Here is a 20,381-nt window from a genome sequence, read left to right as displayed (position 1 = left end):
CGGGTGAACTCGAACGATGAGCCCGAGGCGGAGACGACGGTGGCTGCGACGGATACGCCGGGGGCGCCCGGTGCGGAGACGGGGGCGGTGCCCGGGGGCGGCCCCGCCACGGCGACCGCCGGGCCGGTCGATGCGGGCGGTACGACGCCCCCCGGCCGCCGCCTCTTCCGGTCGGCCCTCGCGGTCGCCCTCGCGCTCCTGCTCGTCGACCAGGCCACCAAGTGGTGGGCCACCAGCGCGCTGGGCGACTCCGAGACGATCCAGGTCGTCGGCGACACCATCCGCTTCCTGCTCGTCTACAACCCGGGCGCCGCCTTCTCCATGGGCACCGGCGTGACCTGGGTCTTCACGGTCTTCGCCGGTGTCGCCGCGGTGGCCATCGGCTGGTACGCGTGGCGGGTGCGCTCCACCCCGTGGGCGTACGCGCTCGGGCTGCTCCTCGGCGGCGCCACGTCCCACTTCGGCGACCGTCTCCTCCGCCAGCCCGGCTTCGGGCACGGTCATGTGGTCGACTTCATCGACTACTCGGGCTTCTTCGTCGGGAACGTCGCCGACATCGGGATCTTCGCGGGGGCGGTCACCGTCATGGTGCTCTCGTTCAAGGGCATAGAGGCGACGGACCCCCCGGGGCGCAAGGAGCCGACCGAACCGACCGAACCGACCGAACCGACGGACTGACCGCCCGCGCCGGGTGGCCGGCGCCTCGCAGCGCGCCGGAACGCGTCGAACGCACCTCAGGCACCACAAGGTGGTGACACCCCGCACCGGCCGTACCGCACCGGCGACACGCGCCCCCCGCCTACGCGTCGATCGCCTCGCGCCACTCCCGTACCGTCGCCTCGTCCACCGGCGCGCCCCAGCCGTTCGGCCGCGCGGCGCCGCCGATGTGGAACGCGTTCAGGCCCGCCTCGCGCAGCCGCGGCAGATGGTCGAGCCGCAGCCCGCCGCCGACGAGGAGCTCGGGCCCGTACCCCGGTTCGCCGTCGACGGCCGACGCCGCCTCCGCCAGCAGGACCGGGATGCCCGCGTCGACCCCCCTCGCCGAACCCGCCGTCAGATAGGTGTCCAGGCCGGGCAGGTCCGCCAGCTGCCTGCGCAGCTCGTCGCGGTCGGACGCGCGGTCGATCGCCCGGTGGAAGGTCCAGCGGCAGGGGTCCAGCTCGGCGACGAGCCGTTCGACGGTGACGAGGTCCGCGTTGCCCGCGATGTCGAGGAAGCCCAGCACGAACTCGTCGGCGCCCTCGACCCGCAGGGCGCCCACCAGGTCCACCAGCGCGTCGACCTCCTCCGGCGAGCCCGCCAGGAACCCGTCCTGGAGTCTGAGCATCACGCGCAGCGAGATGTCGACGGAGGCACGGATCTTGGCAAAGGTCTCGACCGCCGGGGTGAGGCCGTCCGCCGCCATGTCGGTGACCAGCTCAAGGCGGTCCGCCCCGCCGGCCTGGGCCGCGACGGCGTCCTCGGCGTCGAGGGCGATCACCTCCAGGACTGCGCGCTTGCTCATGGGAACCCATTCCGTTCGGGAAGCTGGTCGTGGGGGATGGACGCCGGACCGGACGTGGGGCGGCCGGCCGGCACTCGACCCGCTGCGGGTGCTACAGGTCTAGTCCAATAGGCAGCCTACGATGCCGCACGGCGCGTCCGCATCACCGAATCCCCAGCACACCACATCAGTGACTCCCGGTCCGCACCGTGAACGCCGCGGTCCGGACTTTCCCCTCGTGCCGGAAGTCGAAGAACAGCCGGTACGTGCCCTCGCTCGGCGCGGTCGCCCCGAAGGACACGTTCGCGCCGGAACGGCCGTCCGGATGGACGTGCAGATAGGCGAGATCGCCGGCACGCAGGGCGACGAGATGGCCGTACGCGCCCAGGTAGGGCTGGAGGTCGGTGACGGGCCTGCCGTCCTTGCCGACCGTCAGCCTCAGTTCGCTCGCCCTGCCCGGGGTCAGCGCGCCCTTGAGCGTGACCCGGTATCCGTCGACCTCGGCGGTCGCGCGGACGGGCGGGAGCGCGGAGGGCTCGTACGGCCCCGATACGGCGAGGTCCGCGCCGAGTGTGAGGTTCGTCGCGGGGCCGGCGTGCCCGCCGTCGCCATGAGCCCCGCCCTCCTCGACGGCGGCCCCACCGGGCGTGAAGTCGGCGAAGACGCGGTAGTCGCCCGCCCGGGGCAGCTCGACCGGGACGGCCCAGACGCCGTCGGCCGCGCGCGCCGGGTGCAGATGACGGAAGACGGTCAGATCGCGCGAGGCGACGATGAAGTGGAGCTCCTTCTCGTGCTCGCGCTTGTACGAGGTGAGGGCGCGGCCGTGCGTGTCCTTGATCGAGAACCTCAGTTCCGTACGGGCCCCGGCCGCGACCGCGGTCTTTTCGAGGTCGAGGCGGTAGCCGCCGTCGGAGATCCGGAGCCCCCCGGCGGCCGGCTCCGCCGCGCCCGGCTCCTCGCGCCCGGCGGGCGGCGGCTTCTCCGCGTGTTCCCTCTCGTGCTTCGCGGGCGGCGGCTTCTCGGCGACAACGGGGTCCACCCCCGTCCCCACCCCGTACGCGACGCCGAACGTCGCGGCGAGCGCGGCGGCGTACGCGGTGATCCTGACTCCGGTGTTCGCGGTGATGTTCATGGTTCGAAGATACCCCCAGGGGGTATAAAGTCAAGCGAGGAACTACCCTTGCTCCCGATAGGGGCGAGGGGTATACCTGGAGCGGCGACCGGATACCCCCCAGGGGTAGCAGCCGTGAAGGCGCCCCGGCCGCGATACGCCCGACACAGAGGAGAAGGCGAGCCATGAGCACCACACCGGCAACCGACACGTCCGTCGGCGCCCCCGACGCCCCGGCCACCCCGAGGGCCTCCGTCGAGCTCGCCATCGGTGGCATGACCTGCGCCTCCTGCGCCGCCCGTGTCGAGAAGAAGCTGAACCGCATGGAGGGCGTCGAGGCGACCGTCAACTACGCGACGGAGAAGGCCAGGGTGAGCTACGCGCCGGGGGTCCTCTCCGTGGGCGATCTGATCGCCACCGTCGAGCGGACCGGCTACACCGCCGTCGAGCCACCCCCGCCCGAACCGCCGCGGGGCACCGCGGACGCCGGCGCCCAGGACCGGGACCGCGCGCGGGAGGACGACGAACTGCGGCCCCTGCGCGAGCGGTTGATCACGGCCGTCGTCCTCTCGGTGCCGGTGGTCGCGATGGCGATGGTCCCGGCGTTCCAGTTCGAGTTCTGGCAGTGGCTGTCGCTGACGCTGGCCGCCCCGGTCGTGACGTACGCCGCCTGGCCGTTCCACCGGGCCGCCTGGACCAACGCCAGGCACGGCGCGGCGACGATGGACACGCTGATCTCGGTCGGTACGTCCGCCGCCTTCCTCTGGTCGCTGTGGGCGCTGTTCTTCGGTACGGCGGGCATGCCCGGAATGACCCATCCCTTCGAGCTGACGATCGAGCGCGGTGACGGCGCGGGCAACATCTACCTCGAAGCGGCGGCGGGCGTCACCGCGTTCATCCTGGCCGGGCGGTATTTCGAGGCCCGCGCCAAGCGCAGGGCGGGCGCCGCGCTCAAGGCCCTGATGGAGCTGGGCGCGAAGGAGGTCACGGTCCTGCGGGGCGGGGCCGAGGTGACCGTGCCCACGGGTGAGCTGGCGGTGGGCGACCGGTTCGTCGTACGGCCCGGGGAGAAGATCGCCACCGACGGCACCGTCGCCGAGGGCACCTCCGCCGTCGACGCCTCGATGCTCACCGGCGAATCCGTCCCGGCCGAGGTCGGCCCCGGCGACACCGTCACCGGCGCGACCCTCAACGCGGGGGGCCGTCTCGTCGTGACCGCCACCCGGATCGGCGCGGACACCCAGCTCGCCCGGATGGCCCGGACGGTCGAGGACGCGCAGAACGGCAAGGCCTCCGCCCAGCGCCTCGCGGACCGTATCTCCGCCGTCTTCGTCCCCGTCGTCATCGCGCTCGCGCTCGGCACGCTCGGCTTCTGGCTGGGCAACGGAGCGGGCCTGACGGCCGCGTTCACGGCCGCCGTCGCCGTCCTGATCATCGCCTGCCCCTGCGCCCTGGGGCTCGCCACCCCGACCGCGCTCATGGTGGGTACGGGGCGGGGCGCCCAGCTCGGCATCCTCATCAAGGGCCCGGAGGTCCTCGAATCCACCCGCGCGGTCGACACGATCGTCCTCGACAAGACCGGCACCGTCACCACCGGCAGGATGACCCTCCTCGCCGCCCACCCCGCCCCCGGCACGGACGAGTCCGCACTCCTGCGCCTGGCGGGCGCCCTGGAGCACGCCTCCGAGCACCCCGTCGCCCGCGCGATCGCCACCGGAGCCACCGACCGCACCGGCCCCCTCCCCGCCCCCGAGGACTTCGCCAACGTCCCCGGCCTGGGAGTCCAGGGCGTCGTGGAGGGCCACGCCGTCCTCGTCGGCCGGGCGAAACTGCTCGCCGAGTGGGAGATCCACCTCCCCGAGGACCTGGTGGCCCGGAAGAGGGCCGCGGAGGCCGCGGGCCGCACCGTCGTCGCGGTCGCCTGGGACGGGGAGGCACGCGGCGTCCTCGAAGTCGCGGACGCCGTCAAGGACACCAGCGCCGAGGCGATCCGCCGCCTGCGCGCCCTCGGCCTGACCCCGATCCTGCTCACCGGCGACAACACCACCGTCGCCGCTGCGGTGGCCGAGGAGGTCGGGATCGACGCCGGGCAGGTCATCGCGGAGGTCATGCCGCAGGACAAGGTCGATGTCGTGAAGCGCCTCCAGGCGGAGGGCCGATCGGTGGCGATGGTCGGCGACGGTGTCAACGACGCCGCCGCACTCGCCCAGGCCGATCTGGGCCTCGCGATGGGCACCGGCACGGACGCCGCCATCGAGGCGGGCGACCTCACGCTCGTCACCGGCGACCTGCGCGCCGCCGCCGACGCCATCCGGCTCTCGCGCCGGACCCTCGGCACCATCAAGGGCAATCTCTTCTGGGCCTTCGGCTACAACGTCGCGGCGATCCCCCTCGCGGCGGCCGGGCTGCTGAACCCGATGATCGCGGGCGCGGCCATGGCGTTCTCGTCGGTCTTCGTCGTCGGCAACTCCCTGCGGCTGCGGGGCTTCAAGGCGACGGTCTGACCGGTCCGACGGGTCGGCGGGCTGGTCCAGACCAAAGTCTTGACAGGGTGGCGCTTCACTTCTTAGATCGAAGGGAAGCGCTTTCTGTTGTCACCGCCCGTCCCCCGATCCTTCTGTCTGTCATATACATGACAGTCCCCCACTCAGGAAGGGATCGTCACGTGCCCACCACGACACGTCTCGCCCAAGGCCCGCTCCGCCTGTTCCTGCTGCTCGCCGTCCTCCTCGGGCTGGCCGCGGTACCGGCCACCGGACCGGCGGCCTCGGCCGCCCCCGCCGCCAAGCAGGCCGCGGACTTCAAGGTCCTCGGCTTCTACAGCGGCACCTGGGACGCCGCGCACATCAACTTCGTTCAAGAGGCGAACAAGTGGTTCCCGCAGACCGCCGCGGCGAACAACTTCACGTACGAGTCGACCAACAACTGGAACCGGCTGACCGGCAGCGGCCTCCAGGGCGTCGACGTCGTCCTCTTCCTCGACGACCTGCCGAAGAGCGCGGCCCAGCGTTCCGGCTTCGAGCAGTACATGCGCAACGGCGGAGGCTGGATGGGCTTCCACGTGGCGGCCTTCACCACCGGCGCCCAGTCGTGGCCCTGGTACCACAACGAGTTCCTGGGCAGCGGGAACTTCAAGTCCAACACCTGGGGCCCGACCACCGCCAAGCTGAAGACCGAGAACTCCTCGCACCCGGCGCTCGCGGGCATCCCGTCGACCTTCACCTCGTCGGTCAGCGAGTGGTACAGCTGGTCCAGCAATCTCCGCTCGAACCCCAACATCAAGGTCCTGGCCTCGGTCGACCCGTCGAGCTTCCCGCTCGGCACGGACCCCAACCAGTCCTGGTACAGCGGTGACTACCCGATCCTCTGGACCAACAACAACTACAAGATGCTGTACGCGAACTTCGGCCACAACGCCATGGACTACAACACCAACACCGGCCTGTCGTCCACGTTCGCCAGCGCGACGCAGAACCGCTTCGTGATCAACGGTCTGAAGTGGCTGGCCGCGCAGTAGCGGCGCGGTAGCGGTCCGACCGGGGCCGGTGACCCCGACGCGTGCCCCCGAGACAGAGACCGGTCTCGGGGGCACGCGTCGCGGTCACCGGCCTCCGCCATGTCTCCCCCGGTGCGACACCACACGAGCGCCACGCCCGTGAACCGTCTGGGAAGCCACTCTCAGGGCACCCTGAAGAGCGGGCAGCAGGACAGGACGGCTGCCCGGCCCGACCGCCGACCACCCACCGGGGAGACCAGAGTGCCCAAGCCCCATCCGGCACACCACTGGTGGCCCCCGCATCCCCGGCGCGTCCACCGCCCCCGGCCCGACGGCCGCCGCTACGCGACGGCGCTCCGGCGCGTCCCACTGGCGCTGTGGCGTGAGGACGCCACCGACTGGGCCGCCGCCCTCACGTACTACACCGTCCTCGCGATCATCCCGTCCCTCCTGATCACCGTCGCCTCCATCGGCCTCGCCGGCTCCCAGGCCACCAGCGAGTTCTCCCACCAGATCGCCTCGCTCGTCCCGGAGCAGTCCCGGCATCTGGTCCGCGAGTGGCTGGCCGAGATGGGGCACCAGCGCACCGCCGCCTGGCTGCTGCTGATCTTCGGTGTGGTCGGCGCGCTCTGGTCCTCCTCCAGCTACCTCGGCGTCTTCCGCCGCGCGCTGCACCGGATCAACGGCGCCGTCGACCACCGCCCGCCGTGGCGCAAGGCCCCGCGTCTCGTCATCACGGCGATCGTGCTGCTGACGCTCCTCGTCACGAGCGCGTTCACGCTGGTGCTGACGGGCGACGTGGTCCACGACATCGCTCCGGCGCTGGGCATCAGGAGTACGGCGACCGTGGTCTGGACGGTGGTGAAGTGGCCGCTGCTGCTGGCGCTCGCGGCGGTCCTGGTCCTCCTCGTCTTCCGTACGGGCCCGCCCGACACCCGCCATCTGCGGCTCGCGCTGCCCGGCGGGGTGCTCGCCGTGCTGCTGTGGCTGGGGACGTCGGCGCTGTTCGCGGTGTACGCGTCGCACTCGGGGACGTACAGCCGGGTCTACGGCTCGCTCGCGGGCAGCGTCGTCTTCCTCATCTGGGTGTGGCTGTCGAACCTGTCGCTGGTCGCGGGCGCCCAGTTCAACGCGGAGCTGGCCGCCGGACCGGGCGGCACGGCGGCCTCGCCGCGCCCCACCGGCATGGGGAGCGGATCGCTGCCACCCGGGTCCACCCGGGAGACCGGTACACAGCAGGTTCTAGGCTCTCCCCCCATGGCAGCAGTTCACGACGTGCCCGACGACCGCATCCGCAGCCTGCGCGACCGCTGGCAGCACACCCTCATCGCCGTACGGGGAGGGGTCACCGCCCCCGACGCCCACCCCTTCGCCGACAACCTCCTCTCCCGATGGGCCGAGCCCCAGCGCCGGTACCACACCACCGCCCACCTGGCCGCCGTCCTGGACCACATCGACACCCTCGCGGCCCACGCCGACGACCCCGACGCCGTACGCCTCGCGGCCTGGTTCCACGACGCGGTGTACCACCCCGAGCGCTCCGAGAACGAGGAGCGCAGCGCCGTCGTCGCCGTCCGCGCGCTCACCGAGGCGGCGGTACCGGCCGACGTCACGGAAGAGGTCGCCCGTCTCGTCCGCCTCACCGTCACCCACGACCCGGCGCCCGGCGACACCAACGGCGCCGTGCTGTGCGACGCGGACCTGGCGATCCTGGCGAGCGAACCGGAGGCGTACGAGGCGTACACCCGTGCCGTACGGGAGGAGTACGGCTTCGTCCCCGAGGACGCGTTCCGGGCCGGCCGGGCCGCCGTACTGCGCCAACTCCTCGATCTGGAACGGCTGTTCCACACACCGCACGGTGCGGCGCTCTGGGAGGAGCGGGCCCGCGCCAACCTCAACGGCGAGCTGACGAACCTCACCTGAGAGCGGACCGGAATGACGGGGCCGGGCACGGTGGTTGTACGTGCCATGCCAGACTCCGCTCCCGTCGCCCCCCGCCACGCCCGTATGCCGCTCGCCGTCTACATCCTCGGGCTGTCCGTCTTCGCCCTGGGCACCAGCGAGTTCATGCTCTCCGGGCTGCTGCCGCCGATCGCCGACGACATGGATGTCACCATCCCCCAGGCAGGTCTGCTGATATCCGCCTTCGCGATCGGCATGGTGGTCGGCGCCCCGCTGCTCGCGGTGGCGACGCTGCGGCTGCCCCGCCGTACGACCCTCGTCGCGCTGATCTCCGTCTTCGGCCTCGGCCAGGTCGCGGGCGCGCTCGCGCCCACCTACGAGGTGCTCTTCGTCTCCCGCGTCGTCAGCGCTCTCGCGTGCGCGGGCTTCTGGGCGGTCGGCGCGGCGGTCGCCATCGCGATGGTGCCGAAGACGTCGCGCGCCCGCGCGATGGCGGTCATGATCGGCGGACTGTCGATCGCCAACGTGCTCGGCGTGCCGGCCGGCGCGTTCCTCGGTACGCATCTGGGCTGGCGTTCCGCGTTCTGGGCGGTCGGCGCGGCCTCCGCGGTGGCACTGGTCGGTGTCGCGACCCTCATCCCGCGCATCCCGGTGCCGGAGGAGAAGCCGGAGCTGCGACGCGAGTTGCTGATCTACCGCGACCGCCAGGTCTGGCTCGCGATCGCCATCACGGCACTCGCCGCGGGCGGTGTCTTCTGCGCCTTCTCCTACCTCGCCCCGCTGCTGACGGACGTGGCCGGGCTCGACGAGGGCTGGGTCCCGACGGTGCTCGCGCTGTTCGGCGTCGGCGCGCTGATCGGCACGGTGATCGGCGGCCGGGTCGCGGACGCGCACCTCTTCGGGGTGCTGCTGAGCGGTGTGGTGGCGTCGGCGGTGTTCCTGGCCGCGCTGGCGCTTCTCGCGTCGAGCGCGGTCGCGGTGGTGGTGCTCTCCCTGCTGCTGGGCTTCTCGGCGTTCTACACGGCGCCGGCGCTCAACGCCCGGATGTTCAACGTGGCGGCGGCGGCCCCGATCCTGGCGGGCGCGACGGCGACCTCGGCGTTCAACATGGGCAACACGGGCGGCCCCTGGCTGGGCGGCACGGTGATCGACGCGGGCCTCGGCTTCGCGTCGACGGCATGGGCGGGGGCGGCGATGACGGTCGTCGCGGTGGCCCTGGTGCTGCTGGCGATGCGCCACCAGCGCACGGGCCGTACGCGACTGGTCGCGAAGGGCGCGCCGGTGCCGGCGACAGCGCCGACCGTGGCAGGCGAGCCCGTCCCGCGCGTCTGAAGCCCCCGGCCCGCCCGTCCGCCGCGTCCGAAGCCGCACGCCACCGCGCCTACGACGGCCCTCCGCCCCACCGCTTCCGCTGTCGCAGCCCCGCCCCCGTCAGCCTCCGCACCAGCTCCCGCGAGCCCACCTCCACCGCGCCCGCCCGCACCGCCTCGCCGTACCGATGGGCCGGTACGTCGTAGTGGTCCCGTTCGAACGCGCGCGGCGGGCAGCCGATCCCCGCCGCGAACGCGTGCAGTTCCTCGTACGACACATCGCTGACCATGTGCGACCACAGCCGCCCGTGCCCCGCCCACGTCGGCGGGTCGATGTACACGGTCATGTCACCCGGCCCCCAGCACCGCGCCCAGCGACCCCACCGGGGCCACCACGACCGCCGCCTTCCCGCACACCCAGTGCGGATCGGCGCCGAGCTCCGGCTCGATCTCCAGCGCGTGCGGTCCGCCCTCGGCCGCCAGCTCCGTCCGGGACTCGCCGCAGACGGGGCAGAGCGGCCACCGCCCGTGGCTCTCCAGAAGGGCGTCCTGCACGTCCTGGGCGACCAGCCCGGCGACGTACTCGACCCCCTCCGGCCACTGCTCCACCCACCAGCGTCGGTGCGACACGGCGTCCTCCACCAGTGAGACGATCTCGGCCCGCGCGACGTCACCCGCCGCGAGGTCGGCGAGGACCAGGGCGCGTGCGGTGTGCAGCGCCTGCTCCAGGGGGTTCATGTCTTCCATGCCCCCATTGTCGTACGCGTCCCCCGTGACGACCGCGTCATGGCTTGACGTCTCCCAGTGCTGAAATTATCTTTCACCCGTGACCAGTGACGTGAAGGAAATTTACAGCGGTGGCGCCCCTCCGGCCCCCGCCGCCCTCGCGGCCAAGGTGCGCACCCTCGCGCCCTCGATGACCCGCTCCATGCAGCGCGTCGCCGAAGCGGTGGCCGCCGACCCGGCGGGCACCGCCGCCCTCACCGTCACCGGCCTCGCCGAGCTCACCGGTACGAGCGAGGCCACCGTCGTCAGGACCGCCCGCCTCCTCGGCTACCCCGGCTACCGCGATCTGCGTCTCGCCCTCGCCGGCCTCGCCGCCCACCAGGAGTCCGGGGCCGCCCCCGCCGTCACGGCCGACATCGCGGTGGACGACCCGATCGCCGACGTCGTCGCCAAGCTGGCCTACGACGAGCAGCAGACCCTCGCCGACACGGCCGCCGGGCTCGACACCGTCCAGCTCGGCGCGGTCGTCACCGCCGCCGCGGCGGCGCGCCGTATCGACATCTACGGCATAGGGGCCAGCGGTCTCGTCGGCATGGACCTGGCGCAGAAGCTCCTGCGCATCGGCCTGATAGCGCACGCGCACAGCGATCCGCACCTCGCCGTCACCAACGCCGTCCAGCTCCGGGCGGGCGACGTGGCCATCGCGATCACGCACTCCGGCTCGACGGGGGACGTCATAGAGCCGCTGCGCGTGGCCTTCGACCGCGGCGCGACGACGGTCGCGATCACCGGCCGGCCGGACGGGGCGGTGTCGCAGTACGCGGACCACGTCCTCACCACGTCCACGGCCCGTGAGAGCGAGCTGCGGCCGGCGGCGATGTCCAGCCGCACGAGTCAGCTCCTTGTCGTGGACTGCCTGTTCGTGGGCGTCGCACAGCGGACGTACGAGACGGCCGCACCCGCGCTCGCCGCGTCCTACGAGGCGCTGGCGCACCGCCACTCGCCACGCACACGCTGAACCGCGCAGGCGCCGAACCGCGCGTCGCTGTACCGCGTCACCGCACATCAACGGGGCTTCCTCAGGTTTCTGCCAGCTCGCCAGAAAGAGCCGCTTCTTCATGACCTCCATGCCCACCGACGCCTCCTCCTCTCCCTCGTACGGCGAACTCCGCGCCGAACTCGCCACGCTCACCACCGAGGCGTTCCGCCCCGAGCTCGCCGAGATCGACCGCCGCTCCACCGAGGAGATCGCCCGCGTGATGAACGGCGAGGACCAGACCGTCCCCGCCGCCGTCGCCGCGCAGCTCCCCCGTATCGCCGCCGCCATCGACGCCACCGCCGAGCGGATGGCCCGTGGCGGCAGGCTGGTCTACGCCGGCGCGGGCACGGCCGGCCGCCTCGGCGTCCTGGACGCGAGCGAGTGCCCTCCCACCTTCAACACCGACCCGTCGGAGGTCGTCGGCCTGATCGCGGGCGGGCCCGGCGCGATGGTCAAGTCCGTCGAGGGCGCCGAGGACTCCAAGGAGCTGGCGGCGAAGGACCTGGACGAGCTGAAGGTCGACGTGAACGACACGGTCGTCGGCATCTCGGCCTCCGGCCGCACGCCGTACGCGATCGGCGCGGTCGAGCACGCGCGTGCGCTGGGCGCGCTCACCATCGGCCTCTCCTGCAACGAGGACAGCGCGCTCGCGGCGGCGGCGGAACACGGCCTGGAGATCGTCGTGGGCCCCGAACTGCTCACGGGATCAACGCGGTTGAAGGCCGGCACGGCGCAGAAGCTCGTCCTCAACATGATCTCGACGATCACGATGATCCGCCTGGGCAAGACGTACGGGAACCTGATGGTCGACGTCCGCGCCTCCAACGAGAAGCTGCGGGCCCGCTCCCGCCGCATCGTCGCGCTCGCGACCGGCGCGCCGGACGAGGAGATCGAGGCGGCGCTGGCGGCGACGGACGGCGAGGTGAAGAACGCGATCCTCACCATCCTGGGCTCGGTCGACGGCCCGAGGGCGGCCGAGCTCCTGGCGGAATCGCACGGCCATCTGCGGGTGGCGCTCCAGGCATCGAAGAACGGCGACGGTACCCCTCACGGGCGCCCTTGACCTCGAAGAGGCGCGATGGAAGCGCCCGGCGTCCCGCACGACGGGCGCTCCGGGGAACGCCGCGGTGTCCAGCGCCGTCCCGACCGGCTCGGGCAGCACGACCGGATTCCCGAACGGCACCTGCTCCCCCGGGCGGCCGACCCGCCCGGGGAAGCCCGGCCCGCTAAGCCGGCCTCACGGCAGGCGGCGGGCGCGGTTCATCTCCGTCACCTTCGCGCGCAGCGTCTCGTTCGGCGGGGCCGGATGGATCCAGCCCGATGGGCAGTCCCACTCCACGCCGCCACCCGGCGGCCGTAGCTGTACGCAGTCGTCCTCCAGCGCCATCACCTGCCCCACGCGCCCGTCCCGCGAATCGACCGCGTACGTCCCGACCTCCGGCACGAACCCGCCGTCGACGCCGCCGCTCACGGCCGGGCCCCTTCCTCCAGCACCGCGGCCATCTGCCGTGCGGTCGCCAGGTTGCAACGCCCCAGCTCCACCAGCGGATTGACCGGCCCGTCGCCCGAGCACGAGACCGGGTCGATCCGCAGCGACGGGAGGACGATCCCGGCCGCCGCGAGCCCGGACCTCAGTTGCTCGACGGCTTCCTCGGCCGCCTTTACCTGATCGAAAGCCACCTTGCGCCGTTCTTCCGCAGACTTGTCCACTGAACGCCAACCTCCACTCTGAGTGCTCGCTTCCACCACACAGAGTGGTCATCTCTGGTTAGCCTGAACAGAGACATCCGGCCAACAAGCCCACGTGATGTACGTGCCGTCGATGGGAGTTGCCATGCCCGGCCCCAAGAAGCTCGACCCGTCGTCCTCACCACGAGCCCTGCTGGGAGCGGAGCTGCGGCACGCCCGTGAGAGAGCGGGCATGACCCAGGAGGCGCTGGGCGCGCCCCTGTTCGTGAGCGGGGCGTTCATCGGCCAACTTGAGGCGGGTACGCGTCGGATGCAACTGGAGTACGCGGTGAAGCTGGACGAGATCCTGGGCACGGCGGGTTTCTTCGAGCGGAACTGCGACGCGGCGACGAAGTCGAAGTACCCGGACCACTTCGCGGACGCGGCGGAGGCCGAGGCGATCGCGACGGCGATCAAGGAGTACGCGCCGCTGCTGATTCCGGGGCTGTTGCAGACGGAGGGGTATGCGCGGGCGGTGTTCCGTGCCGGTCTACCCACTGCCACGGAGGACGTGATCGACGAACTCGTCGCAACGCGACTCGAACGAGCAAAGCTGCTGTCGGATCCAACCACCCCGCTGTTTTGGGGAATTCTTGACGAGGCGACGCTCCGACGTCAGGTAGGCGGCCCTGCTGTGATGGCGGAGGCACTGCACCATGTGGCGAATCTGGCAGGCCGCCACCGAATCATCGTGCAAGTGCTGCCGTTCAGCGCTGGTGGACATATGGCTCTCGGAGGTGCGTTGAAGCTGATGTCCTTCTCCGACGCCCCTCCTCTCACCTATCTCCAGAGCATGGGCTCAGGCCAACTCCTCGATGATCCGGCATCGGTCGCGCAATACGAGCTGACTTACGATTTGGTTGGGGCCAGCGCGCTGTCACCGCGCGACTCCCTAGCCCTCATCGAACAGTTGGCGGAGGATTACAACCATGAAGCGCATCAATGAGTACGACCTGAGTGCGGCGACCTGGCACAAGTCCTCCTACAGCGACGCCAGCGGCGGCGACTGTCTGGAGATGGCAACCTGGCACAAGTCCACCTACAGCGGTGGGAGCGGCGGCGACTGCCTCGAAATGGCGACCTGGCGCAAGTCGACCCACAGCGATGGCAGTGGCGGCAACTGCCTCGAAGTCGTCGACGGCCTCCCCGACATCGTCCCCGTCCGCGACTCCAAGTCCCCCGAGATCCCCGGCGTCGTCTTCCCGGCCCAAGCCTGGTCCGCGTTCGTCGCGAGCCTCAAGACCGGGTCGCCGCTCGCGTAGTCCCCGCCGTGCTTGCCGCTCTCGCGTGGGCGCGGCTCAGCGCGTCGTGCCCGGTCGGGTGTTGAGGGACCAGGCGTGGGTGCAGCGCGGGCACTGGAGGTGGAGTACCGGGCCGTTGTTGGAGATCAGATAGCGCCAGTGGTCGCCGCAGTTGCGGCGGGAGGCGCAGGTCTCGCAGTGGCGGGCGTCGTCGCAGACCGGGCAGGGGAGCCAGGCGCGGCGGGAGGGGTCCGCCTGGGGGTCAATGGGTAGCCGCACGGCCCGGCTCGTCCCCTGGGAGGACACCGGCCGCCACCAGCCGGTCGTAGGTCGCCTGCTGCTCGGCGTCCAGGCCCGAGTAGAGCAGCGCGTACGCCTCGTCCTCGCCCCGGATGGCCTCGACCGGGTCCCAGTCGGGACCGAGCGCGGCCAGGACCTCGGCCCTCCGCCGGGCTTCGTCCTGGGTCAGATCGAAGGTGAAGGGGGTGAGGTCGTCGTTGTTTTCCTGGTTCATGGCAAGACTTCCGATGTACCGATGTACCTGTGTGCCGATGGAACCCTTCCATCTTTACCAGGCACCCCCACAAGAGGGAAGGGTGCCCTAAGTCGCCCGCTGTGACCTGCGGCGACGTAACTCCGTCGGACAGGACGACGGGGGTGGGCCGTTGCTGTCCCCGGCCGGGTGAGCCGGAGCCCGCCCACTCACCCCAGTGTGACGCACTTCACCGCGAGCCGGCGGGGTGCGGCGGGCCCGGGGCGGCGGCTCCGGGGGGCGGTGGCTAGGGTGCGCTGCCATGGATGTCGCTGATCTTGACCGCCGGGGCCGGACCCGGTCCGGCTGTATCCCTCCGGCCCTCGTCTCCCGGCTTCTCGATCTCGGCCACGAGGACGAGGTGAGGTTCCAGGCGGGCCGTGGGGAGTGGTTCTGTGCGCGTGAGTGGGCGCGGCTGCTCGGTGGGAGGGACCAACAGGCCGAGGCGTTGGATGTGCTGGCACCGTACGTCGCCACCGGCTGGTGGCCCGCCGCCAGGGCCGAGGCGGAACTGCTGGAGTCCTGGGGGCGCGCGGAGGAGGCGATCGCGCTGACCCGGCCGTACGCGGCGGCGGGCGGGACCGCGCTGGACTTCTTCGCCCGGCTGCTGGCCCGGCACGGGGGTGAGGACGAGGCGGTCGCGCTGCTGAGCGCCGGGATCGAGGACTGGTTCCTCGCCACCGCGCTGGTGGACATCGCGGAGGGAACGGGCCGCGACGAGGAGGTCGCCGCGCTGCTGGCCACCCGGCTCCCGGCCGGGCACCGGTGCGAGAGCCCCTGGTGCTGCCGGGGCCTCGCACCCCATATGGTCCTCGGTCTCCTCGCGACGATCCATGAACGCCAGGGCCGCGTCGACGAGGCGATAGCCCTCCTGCGCACCCGGCAGGAGATCACCTCCGTCAACAACCGCGATCAGCTGGCGGATCTGCTGGCGAAGCAGGACCGGATCGAGGAGCTGCGGGCGTACGCGGAGGCCGAGCCGCTCGGGATCGCCCTGCGCCGCCTCGCCGAGGTGCTGGAGGAGCGCGGCGACGTGGAGGGCGCGATCGCCGTGTACCGGGAAGCGCACGGCTCGCGGATCGGCCGGGGCAACCGCGCGGTGGAACTGGCGCGGCTCCTGGCCCGGCACGGCCGGGGCGACGAGGCGATCGAGGTGATGGGCACGCTCGTGGACTCCCCCGGCGGCGCGGAGGACTGGCTCGTCGACACGCTGTGCACCCTGTACGCCGTCCACGGCCGCGCCCGGGAGGGCCTGGCCCGTCTCGACGCCCTCAAGGCGCGCCGCGACGGCGTGGAGGAGTGGGAGCTCCTGAGGCCCCGGCTCCTGCTCATGGCCGACGCGGGCCTGCTCGACGCGGCCGTCGAACTGGCGCGGTCGCACCCCGAGGGAGACTCCTCGTACGCGGCGGAGACCGTCGCCGACCTCCTCGCGGAGGCCGGTCGGACCGAGGAGGCGGTCACCGTCCTGGAACCGTTCGCGCGCACCAACCCGGATCCGCTCGCCGGCCACCTCGTGGAGCTGGGCCGGGTGAAGGAGGCGGTGGCGATCGTTCAGTGGCGCGAGCCGGAGCCGTTCACACCCGTCTGGTCCGGCACGTTCACCACCGAACCCCCTTTCTGAGCGGGGCGGTTGAGGCGTTCGGCCCGGGGCCGTCGGGCCGAAGGGTGCACCGGGCTCGGGGCGGAGCCCGGCGCACGTCTCATCGGAGCGGCGTGTCGGGCCCGGCTAGTGGAGCGGGACCGCGACGGCGTTGTACGTCGTCTCCGGGGTCGGCGGCGTCGAGAACCGCGCGTTGACCAGGTAGAGGCGGTTGCCGAAGCGCGCCGCCGTCGTCGGGACGTCGAAGCGGGGGTCGGTGATGGAGCGCCGCAGCGTCGCCGTGCGGGCGCGGGCGTCCAGCTCGAACACGGTGACCAGGTTGAGCCGGTTCTGCACCACATACAGCAGGTCGCCGACGCGCACCAGACCGTCGCCGTTGACGACGTTCGGCGCCCCCTTGAGGGTGATGTTCGTGGCGTGCCCGGTCGTCGGGTCCACCCGGAACAGTTTGCCGAGCGGGCTGTTGACGATGATCAGCGCGCGGCCGTCCGGCGTCGTCTCGATGCCGTTGGCGCTGATGCCGGTGGGTGCCTGCTCCCACTCGCCGCCGAGCGGGACGCTCCGCAGGCCGTCCTTGCCGCGCCGCTTTCCGCCGCGCGGCACGGTGTACAGGACGGGCGCGTGCGAGTTGGTGAACCAGGCCCGGTCCCCGTAAAGGATCACGTCGTTGACGAAGCCGGCGGTCGTCGGCTGGTACGTGGCGGTCAGCCGGTTCGTACGGGTGTCGAGCACCTTGATCGAGCCGCTCACACCGCCCGAGACGTACAGCAGGCCGTCGCGGTCGAGCTTCAGACCGTTGGCGGCGCCGCCGGTCGCGCCCGCCAGGACGGTCCGGCTCTCGCCGGTGCGCAGGTCGGCGCGGCGGACCGAGCCGTCGGCGAGGGAACCCATGTAGGCGTACGGGCCGCCGCCGATGGCGATGCCCTCGGGGCGGAAGCCGTTGGGCAGCGGGAAGTCGGTGGGCCAGGAGGGGCGGCCCGGACGGCCGGGCCTCCCGTGGCGGGAGTCCGCCGTGGCCGTACCGCCGGCCGCCGTGGTGGCGAGCGCGAGCGTGGCCGCCGCCGCACCGCCGAGCAGCGCCCGGCGGGAGGGGCTGGAGGGGCGGGAGGAGTCGGATGGGGTCTGAGACATGGCGTCGAGCCTCCGGGGCTTCGGGGTGCCTGGGGACAGAGAGCAACTCCGGTGCGCTATGCGCTGACGTAACGCCCCGCACCCGGCGGCGAGTTCCCCGTGTGGGTACGGATGGGGCGCGGCTGTAGCCTCGGCGGCATGTCAGCGAATGATCGGGAGACCCTGTCCGGCGACGTGACGGGCTGGCTCTCGGAGAACGCCCTGCCCCTGAGCGGCGGTCTGACCGCCGGCGCGCCCACCACCGACCTGCGCCCGCTGAAGGAAGTCCTCGACGGTGTGCGGATCGTGGGGCTCGGCGAGTCCACCCACGGCACGAGCGAGTTCTTCCGGCTCAAGCACCGGCTGCTGGAGTACCTCGTCACCGAGCTGGGCTTCACGACGCTGGCCATGGAGGCGAGCGCGTCCGCGGGCCCCGCCGTCGACGCGTACGTACGGGGCGGTGTCGGTGACGCCTCGCAGGTGCTGACCGGGCTGGGGTTCTGGACCTGGCGGACCGAAGAGGTCCTGGACATGATCGAGTGGATGCGGACGTACAACGAGGGGCGTCCGGAGGGCGACAAGGTCCGCTTCGTCGGCGTCGACCCGCAGCGGTCCGGCGATTCGCTCGCGGTGCTGGAGGCGTTCCTGACCAGCGTGGCGCCGGACCGGCTGCCCGCCCTGCACTCCTCGCTCGGCGTGCTCGCCACCGCCTATCCGGGATCGCGCCCGGACCCCGAGCAGAAGCTGATGCGCGAGGCGGTGAACCTGCTGGAGTTCGTCCGCGATCACGAGGACACCCCGGCCGGGGCCGTGGCGGTGCGGCACGCCCGGATCCTGGTCCGTGCCGCCGACCTGGTGACGCGCAGCGGACAGCACCAAGACCCGGAGCGGTCGGTTCTCGCCGCGCGCGACCGGTACATGGCCGAGGCGGTCGGCGAGATCCTGGACGACCCCGCGGCCAAGGTGGTGCTCTGGGGCCACAACAGCCATGTGGCGAAGGGCCGTACGGGCGACGACTCGGCGACACTGCCGCTGGGCGCGCATCTGCGCGAGCGGTTCGGCGACGCGTACTACGCCTTCGGGTTCCTCTTCGGCGCGGGCAGCTTTCGCGCGCACCGTCTCTGGCCCGGGCCCTGGAGCGGGATCGGCGGTCTGACGGGCCGTATCGCCGAGGGCAACCCGATCGGCGCCGCGCCCAGCACAACGGTGGAGGCCCGACTCGGCGCCGCCACACCGGCGGACCATCTGCTGGACCTGCGCCCGGCGGAGGCGGACGACGCGCCGCGCGCCGTACGGGAGTGGGTCGACGCCACGCACGAGACGCGGACGTTCGGCGCGCTGGTGACGCGCTGGTTCTACCGGCGTGAGACCGCCCCGGTCCGTCTGTCGCGGGAGTACGACGGCCTGGCGTACGTCGCGGTGTCGACGGACTCGCGGCCGATCCCGCCGTACCGCCCTGTGCGGACATGACGCGGTAGGGCCCCAGTAGCGCCACCGAAGCAGCACATGACACCACCCCAACAACACACTGGCACCGAATGACGCCAGATCACTTGCAATGGCACCACGATGGTGCCACTATTGCGTCATGGACCTCACCCCGTACGTCGACAACCTCCGCCACGAGCTCGGAGCCGGCGCCGAGGCGGACGATGACGAAGGCCGCGCTCTGGCGGAACGGCTCGCCGGGCGGCTCGAATCGGCCGTCCGCCTGACGCTTCTCAACGCCCTGTCCGACGCTATGGACGAGGTCACGCGCGAGCTGGCGCCCGGCTCGGTCGACGTACGGCTGCGGGGGCGCGACCCCGAGTTCGTCGTCACCGTGCCGCCGGCCGTCGGCACCTTCGAGGAGCCCGGCATCCGGGTACGGCCGCCGGCGCCCCCGGTCCCCGCGGAGACCGAGGAGGGCGGCACCTCCCGTATCAACTTCCGGCCGCCCGCCCAGCTCAAGCACCGGGTCGAGGAGGCCGCCTGCCGCGAGGGCCTGTCGGTCAACGCCTGGCTGGTCCGGGCCGTCGCCGCCACCCTCGGACTCGCGGCCGACCGCGCACCCGGAAGCCCGACGGGTCCGCACCCGACGGTGGGTCAGCGCCTCACCGGCTGGGCCCACTGACGCCGGACGCGGTCCGACCTCACAGCCTTCACCCTTCGCTCACGCACTCACTCACTCACTCACCAAGAGGACGGCACAGCCATGCCTACTTTCACCACTCCCGAGCCCCTCTCCGCCACCGTCGAGATCGAGATCGGGTGGGCCAGGATCATCACCGGCAAGCGCACCGACACCGTGGTCCAGGTGACGCCGAGCGACCGGCACAACAAGCGGGACGTCCAGGCCGCCGAGGACACCGAGGTCTCCTGCGCGGGCGGCAGACTCCTCGTCAAGGGCCCCAAGAAGCGCGCGCCGTTCGCCAAGATCGGTGCGGTCGACGTGACCGTCGAACTGCCCGCCGGCTCCGAGCTGATCGTGAGCACGGGGCTCGGCGACATCATCGGCGAAGGCCACTTCGGCAACTGCCGTCTGACCACCGGCGCCGGGAACATCCGGCTGGACGAGGCCACGACCGTCTTCCTGAAGACCTCGCACGGCGACATCGTCGTGGAGCGTACGACGGGCGCCACCGAGATCCACGCCTCGGGCCGGCTGCGGGTCGGCCGGGTCGACGCGGACGCAACCGTCAAGAACCTCAACGGCGAGACCGCGATCGGCGAGGTCACCGGCGAGCTGCGGGTGACCTCGTCCAACGGCTCCATCGGTGTCGTCCGCGCCGAGTCCTCGGTCACCGCCGGGACGTCGAGCGGCTCCATCCGTATCGACGAGGTGATACGGGGGCGGGTCAGCCTGGAGTCCGCGGCCGGCGGCTTGGAGATCGGCATCGCGAAGGGTTCCGCGGCCCACCTGGACCTGGAGTCCTCGGTGGGGCGCGTCCGCAACGAGCTGGGGATGACGCGGGGCCCGGCGGACTCGGAGGAGAGGGTCGAGGTCCGGGGCCGTACGAGCGTCGGCGACATCGTCATCCGCAGGGCCTGACTCCCGTCTCCGGGCCGGCGTGTCACGCCGGCCCGGAGCGGGTCCCCGCCCCTGCTTTCCGCACTCCGCGAC

General features: G+C 72.1%; 21 protein-coding genes and 2 pseudogenes. 14 read left to right on the top strand and 9 right to left on the bottom strand.

All coding sequences use genetic code 11. The annotated features are described in order from the left end of the window. Positions 1 to 3: 3 nt before the first annotated feature. On the top strand, positions 4 to 678 hold the full coding sequence (locus ACFWU9_RS02675) for a signal peptidase II (protein WP_384314141.1): 675 nt from the start codon (positions 4 to 6) through the stop codon (positions 676 to 678). Positions 679 to 799: 121 nt separating this feature from the next. Here ACFWU9_RS02675 and ACFWU9_RS02670 read toward each other — a convergent pair whose 3' ends face one another. After that, positions 800 to 1,504 (bottom strand): copper homeostasis protein CutC, encoded by a 705-nt coding sequence (locus tag ACFWU9_RS02670; protein WP_384314139.1) that lies wholly within the window; start codon positions 1,502 to 1,504, stop codon positions 800 to 802. 166 nt (positions 1,505 to 1,670) lie between these two features. Then, positions 1,671 to 2,615 carry a hypothetical protein gene (locus ACFWU9_RS02665; protein ID WP_384314137.1) on the bottom strand — a complete coding sequence of 315 codons (945 nt, stop codon included), beginning with the start codon at positions 2,613 to 2,615 and terminating at the stop codon, positions 1,671 to 1,673. Between the two features lie 164 nt (positions 2,616 to 2,779). Between ACFWU9_RS02665 and ACFWU9_RS02660 the strand changes: the two genes are divergently transcribed. The 5 genes and pseudogenes from ACFWU9_RS02660 to ACFWU9_RS02640 all read left to right on the top strand — a co-directional run bounded on the left by ACFWU9_RS02660 (position 2,780) and on the right by ACFWU9_RS02640 (position 9,324). Next, positions 2,780 to 5,098, top strand: coding sequence for a heavy metal translocating P-type ATPase (locus ACFWU9_RS02660; protein WP_384314135.1), 2,319 nt, complete (start codon positions 2,780 to 2,782; stop codon positions 5,096 to 5,098). Positions 5,099 to 5,226: 128 nt separating this feature from the next. Beyond that, positions 5,227 to 6,099 (top strand): annotated as a pseudogene (locus ACFWU9_RS02655) (ThuA domain-containing protein); the annotation flags it as partial. Between the two features lie 111 nt (positions 6,100 to 6,210). After that, positions 6,211 to 7,173: pseudogene (locus ACFWU9_RS02650) on the top strand (YihY/virulence factor BrkB family protein); the annotation flags it as partial. A gap of 174 nt (positions 7,174 to 7,347) precedes the next feature. Further along, a complete protein-coding gene (locus tag ACFWU9_RS02645) occupies positions 7,348 to 8,013 on the top strand; it encodes a hypothetical protein (protein ID WP_384314400.1) in 666 nt (221 codons plus the stop codon). A gap of 84 nt (positions 8,014 to 8,097) precedes the next feature. Continuing rightward, positions 8,098 to 9,324 (top strand): Cmx/CmrA family chloramphenicol efflux MFS transporter, encoded by a 1,227-nt coding sequence (locus ACFWU9_RS02640; protein ID WP_384314399.1) that lies wholly within the window; start codon positions 8,098 to 8,100, stop codon positions 9,322 to 9,324. Positions 9,325 to 9,373: 49 nt separating this feature from the next. On the opposite strand, the gene ACFWU9_RS02635 is transcribed toward ACFWU9_RS02640, so the two are convergent. Both ACFWU9_RS02635 and ACFWU9_RS02630 read right to left on the bottom strand, forming a co-directional pair. Beyond that, the gene (locus tag ACFWU9_RS02635) at positions 9,374 to 9,649 is read right to left on the bottom strand and encodes a DUF4031 domain-containing protein (RefSeq protein ID WP_384314133.1); all 276 of its coding nucleotides are present in this window, start codon (positions 9,647 to 9,649) and stop codon (positions 9,374 to 9,376) included. Position 9,650: 1 nt separating this feature from the next. Then, the gene (locus ACFWU9_RS02630) at positions 9,651 to 10,049 is read right to left on the bottom strand and encodes a hypothetical protein (protein ID WP_384314131.1); all 399 of its coding nucleotides are present in this window, start codon (positions 10,047 to 10,049) and stop codon (positions 9,651 to 9,653) included. A gap of 79 nt (positions 10,050 to 10,128) precedes the next feature. Here ACFWU9_RS02630 and ACFWU9_RS02625 point away from each other — a divergent pair, with 79 nt between their 5' ends. Both ACFWU9_RS02625 and murQ read left to right on the top strand, forming a co-directional pair. After that, positions 10,129 to 11,046 carry a MurR/RpiR family transcriptional regulator gene (locus ACFWU9_RS02625; protein ID WP_384314129.1) on the top strand — a complete coding sequence of 306 codons (918 nt, stop codon included), beginning with the start codon at positions 10,129 to 10,131 and terminating at the stop codon, positions 11,044 to 11,046. Between the two features lie 100 nt (positions 11,047 to 11,146). Further along, positions 11,147 to 12,130 (top strand): N-acetylmuramic acid 6-phosphate etherase, encoded by a 984-nt coding sequence (gene murQ, locus ACFWU9_RS02620; protein ID WP_384314127.1) that lies wholly within the window; start codon positions 11,147 to 11,149, stop codon positions 12,128 to 12,130. Positions 12,131 to 12,304: 174 nt separating this feature from the next. Here murQ and ACFWU9_RS02615 read toward each other — a convergent pair whose 3' ends face one another. Together ACFWU9_RS02615 and ACFWU9_RS02610 are read right to left on the bottom strand one after the other, a co-directional pair. Next, positions 12,305 to 12,538 carry a hypothetical protein gene (locus ACFWU9_RS02615; protein ID WP_384314125.1) on the bottom strand — a complete coding sequence of 78 codons (234 nt, stop codon included), beginning with the start codon at positions 12,536 to 12,538 and terminating at the stop codon, positions 12,305 to 12,307. Next, positions 12,535 to 12,777 (bottom strand): hypothetical protein, encoded by a 243-nt coding sequence (locus tag ACFWU9_RS02610; RefSeq protein WP_384314123.1) that lies wholly within the window; start codon positions 12,775 to 12,777, stop codon positions 12,535 to 12,537. The genes ACFWU9_RS02615 and ACFWU9_RS02610 overlap by 4 nt, the downstream gene beginning before the upstream one ends. Positions 12,778 to 12,901: 124 nt before the next feature. Here ACFWU9_RS02610 and ACFWU9_RS02605 point away from each other — a divergent pair, with 124 nt between their 5' ends. Beyond that, a complete protein-coding gene (locus tag ACFWU9_RS02605) occupies positions 12,902 to 13,741 on the top strand; it encodes a helix-turn-helix domain-containing protein (RefSeq protein ID WP_384314121.1) in 840 nt (279 codons plus the stop codon). Next, positions 13,725 to 14,057: a DUF397 domain-containing protein gene (locus tag ACFWU9_RS02600; RefSeq protein ID WP_384314120.1), complete on the top strand. Its 333-nt coding sequence runs from the start codon at positions 13,725 to 13,727 to the stop codon at positions 14,055 to 14,057. Before ACFWU9_RS02605 ends, ACFWU9_RS02600 begins: the two co-directional genes overlap by 17 nt. Before the next feature lie 36 nt (positions 14,058 to 14,093). Here ACFWU9_RS02600 and ACFWU9_RS02595 read toward each other — a convergent pair whose 3' ends face one another. Both ACFWU9_RS02595 and ACFWU9_RS02590 read right to left on the bottom strand, forming a co-directional pair. After that, positions 14,094 to 14,315: a hypothetical protein gene (locus tag ACFWU9_RS02595; protein WP_384314118.1), complete on the bottom strand. Its 222-nt coding sequence runs from the start codon at positions 14,313 to 14,315 to the stop codon at positions 14,094 to 14,096. Beyond that, complete coding sequence (locus tag ACFWU9_RS02590; protein ID WP_384314117.1) at positions 14,299 to 14,550, bottom strand: DUF6400 family protein; 252 nt, start codon at positions 14,548 to 14,550, stop codon at positions 14,299 to 14,301. The genes ACFWU9_RS02595 and ACFWU9_RS02590 overlap by 17 nt, the downstream gene beginning before the upstream one ends. A 280-nt stretch (positions 14,551 to 14,830) precedes the next feature. Between ACFWU9_RS02590 and ACFWU9_RS02585 the strand changes: the two genes are divergently transcribed. After that, the gene (locus ACFWU9_RS02585) at positions 14,831 to 16,189 is read left to right on the top strand and encodes a tetratricopeptide repeat protein (protein ID WP_384314115.1); all 1,359 of its coding nucleotides are present in this window, start codon (positions 14,831 to 14,833) and stop codon (positions 16,187 to 16,189) included. Between the two features lie 105 nt (positions 16,190 to 16,294). Here ACFWU9_RS02585 and ACFWU9_RS02580 read toward each other — a convergent pair whose 3' ends face one another. After that, on the bottom strand, positions 16,295 to 17,299 hold the full coding sequence (locus ACFWU9_RS02580) for a superoxide dismutase (protein WP_384314113.1): 1,005 nt from the start codon (positions 17,297 to 17,299) through the stop codon (positions 16,295 to 16,297). Positions 17,300 to 17,437: 138 nt separating this feature from the next. Here ACFWU9_RS02580 and ACFWU9_RS02575 point away from each other — a divergent pair, with 138 nt between their 5' ends. The 3 genes from ACFWU9_RS02575 (at position 17,438) to ACFWU9_RS02565 (ending at position 20,309) form a co-directional block, all read left to right on the top strand. Then, the gene (locus ACFWU9_RS02575) at positions 17,438 to 18,748 is read left to right on the top strand and encodes an erythromycin esterase family protein (RefSeq protein ID WP_384314111.1); all 1,311 of its coding nucleotides are present in this window, start codon (positions 17,438 to 17,440) and stop codon (positions 18,746 to 18,748) included. A gap of 118 nt (positions 18,749 to 18,866) precedes the next feature. Further along, positions 18,867 to 19,391 (top strand): hypothetical protein, encoded by a 525-nt coding sequence (locus ACFWU9_RS02570; protein ID WP_384314109.1) that lies wholly within the window; start codon positions 18,867 to 18,869, stop codon positions 19,389 to 19,391. Positions 19,392 to 19,472: 81 nt separating this feature from the next. Then, the gene (locus ACFWU9_RS02565) at positions 19,473 to 20,309 is read left to right on the top strand and encodes a DUF4097 domain-containing protein (protein ID WP_384314108.1); all 837 of its coding nucleotides are present in this window, start codon (positions 19,473 to 19,475) and stop codon (positions 20,307 to 20,309) included. Positions 20,310 to 20,381 lie beyond the last annotated feature (72 nt).

Source organism: Streptomyces sp. NPDC058653 (assembly GCF_042716895.1).
In the GTDB taxonomy this organism is placed as follows: Bacteria; Actinomycetota; Actinomycetes; order Streptomycetales; family Streptomycetaceae; genus Streptomyces.
Note: the sequence above shows the minus strand (reverse complement) of the source record. Positions and strands in the feature narration are given on the sequence as shown.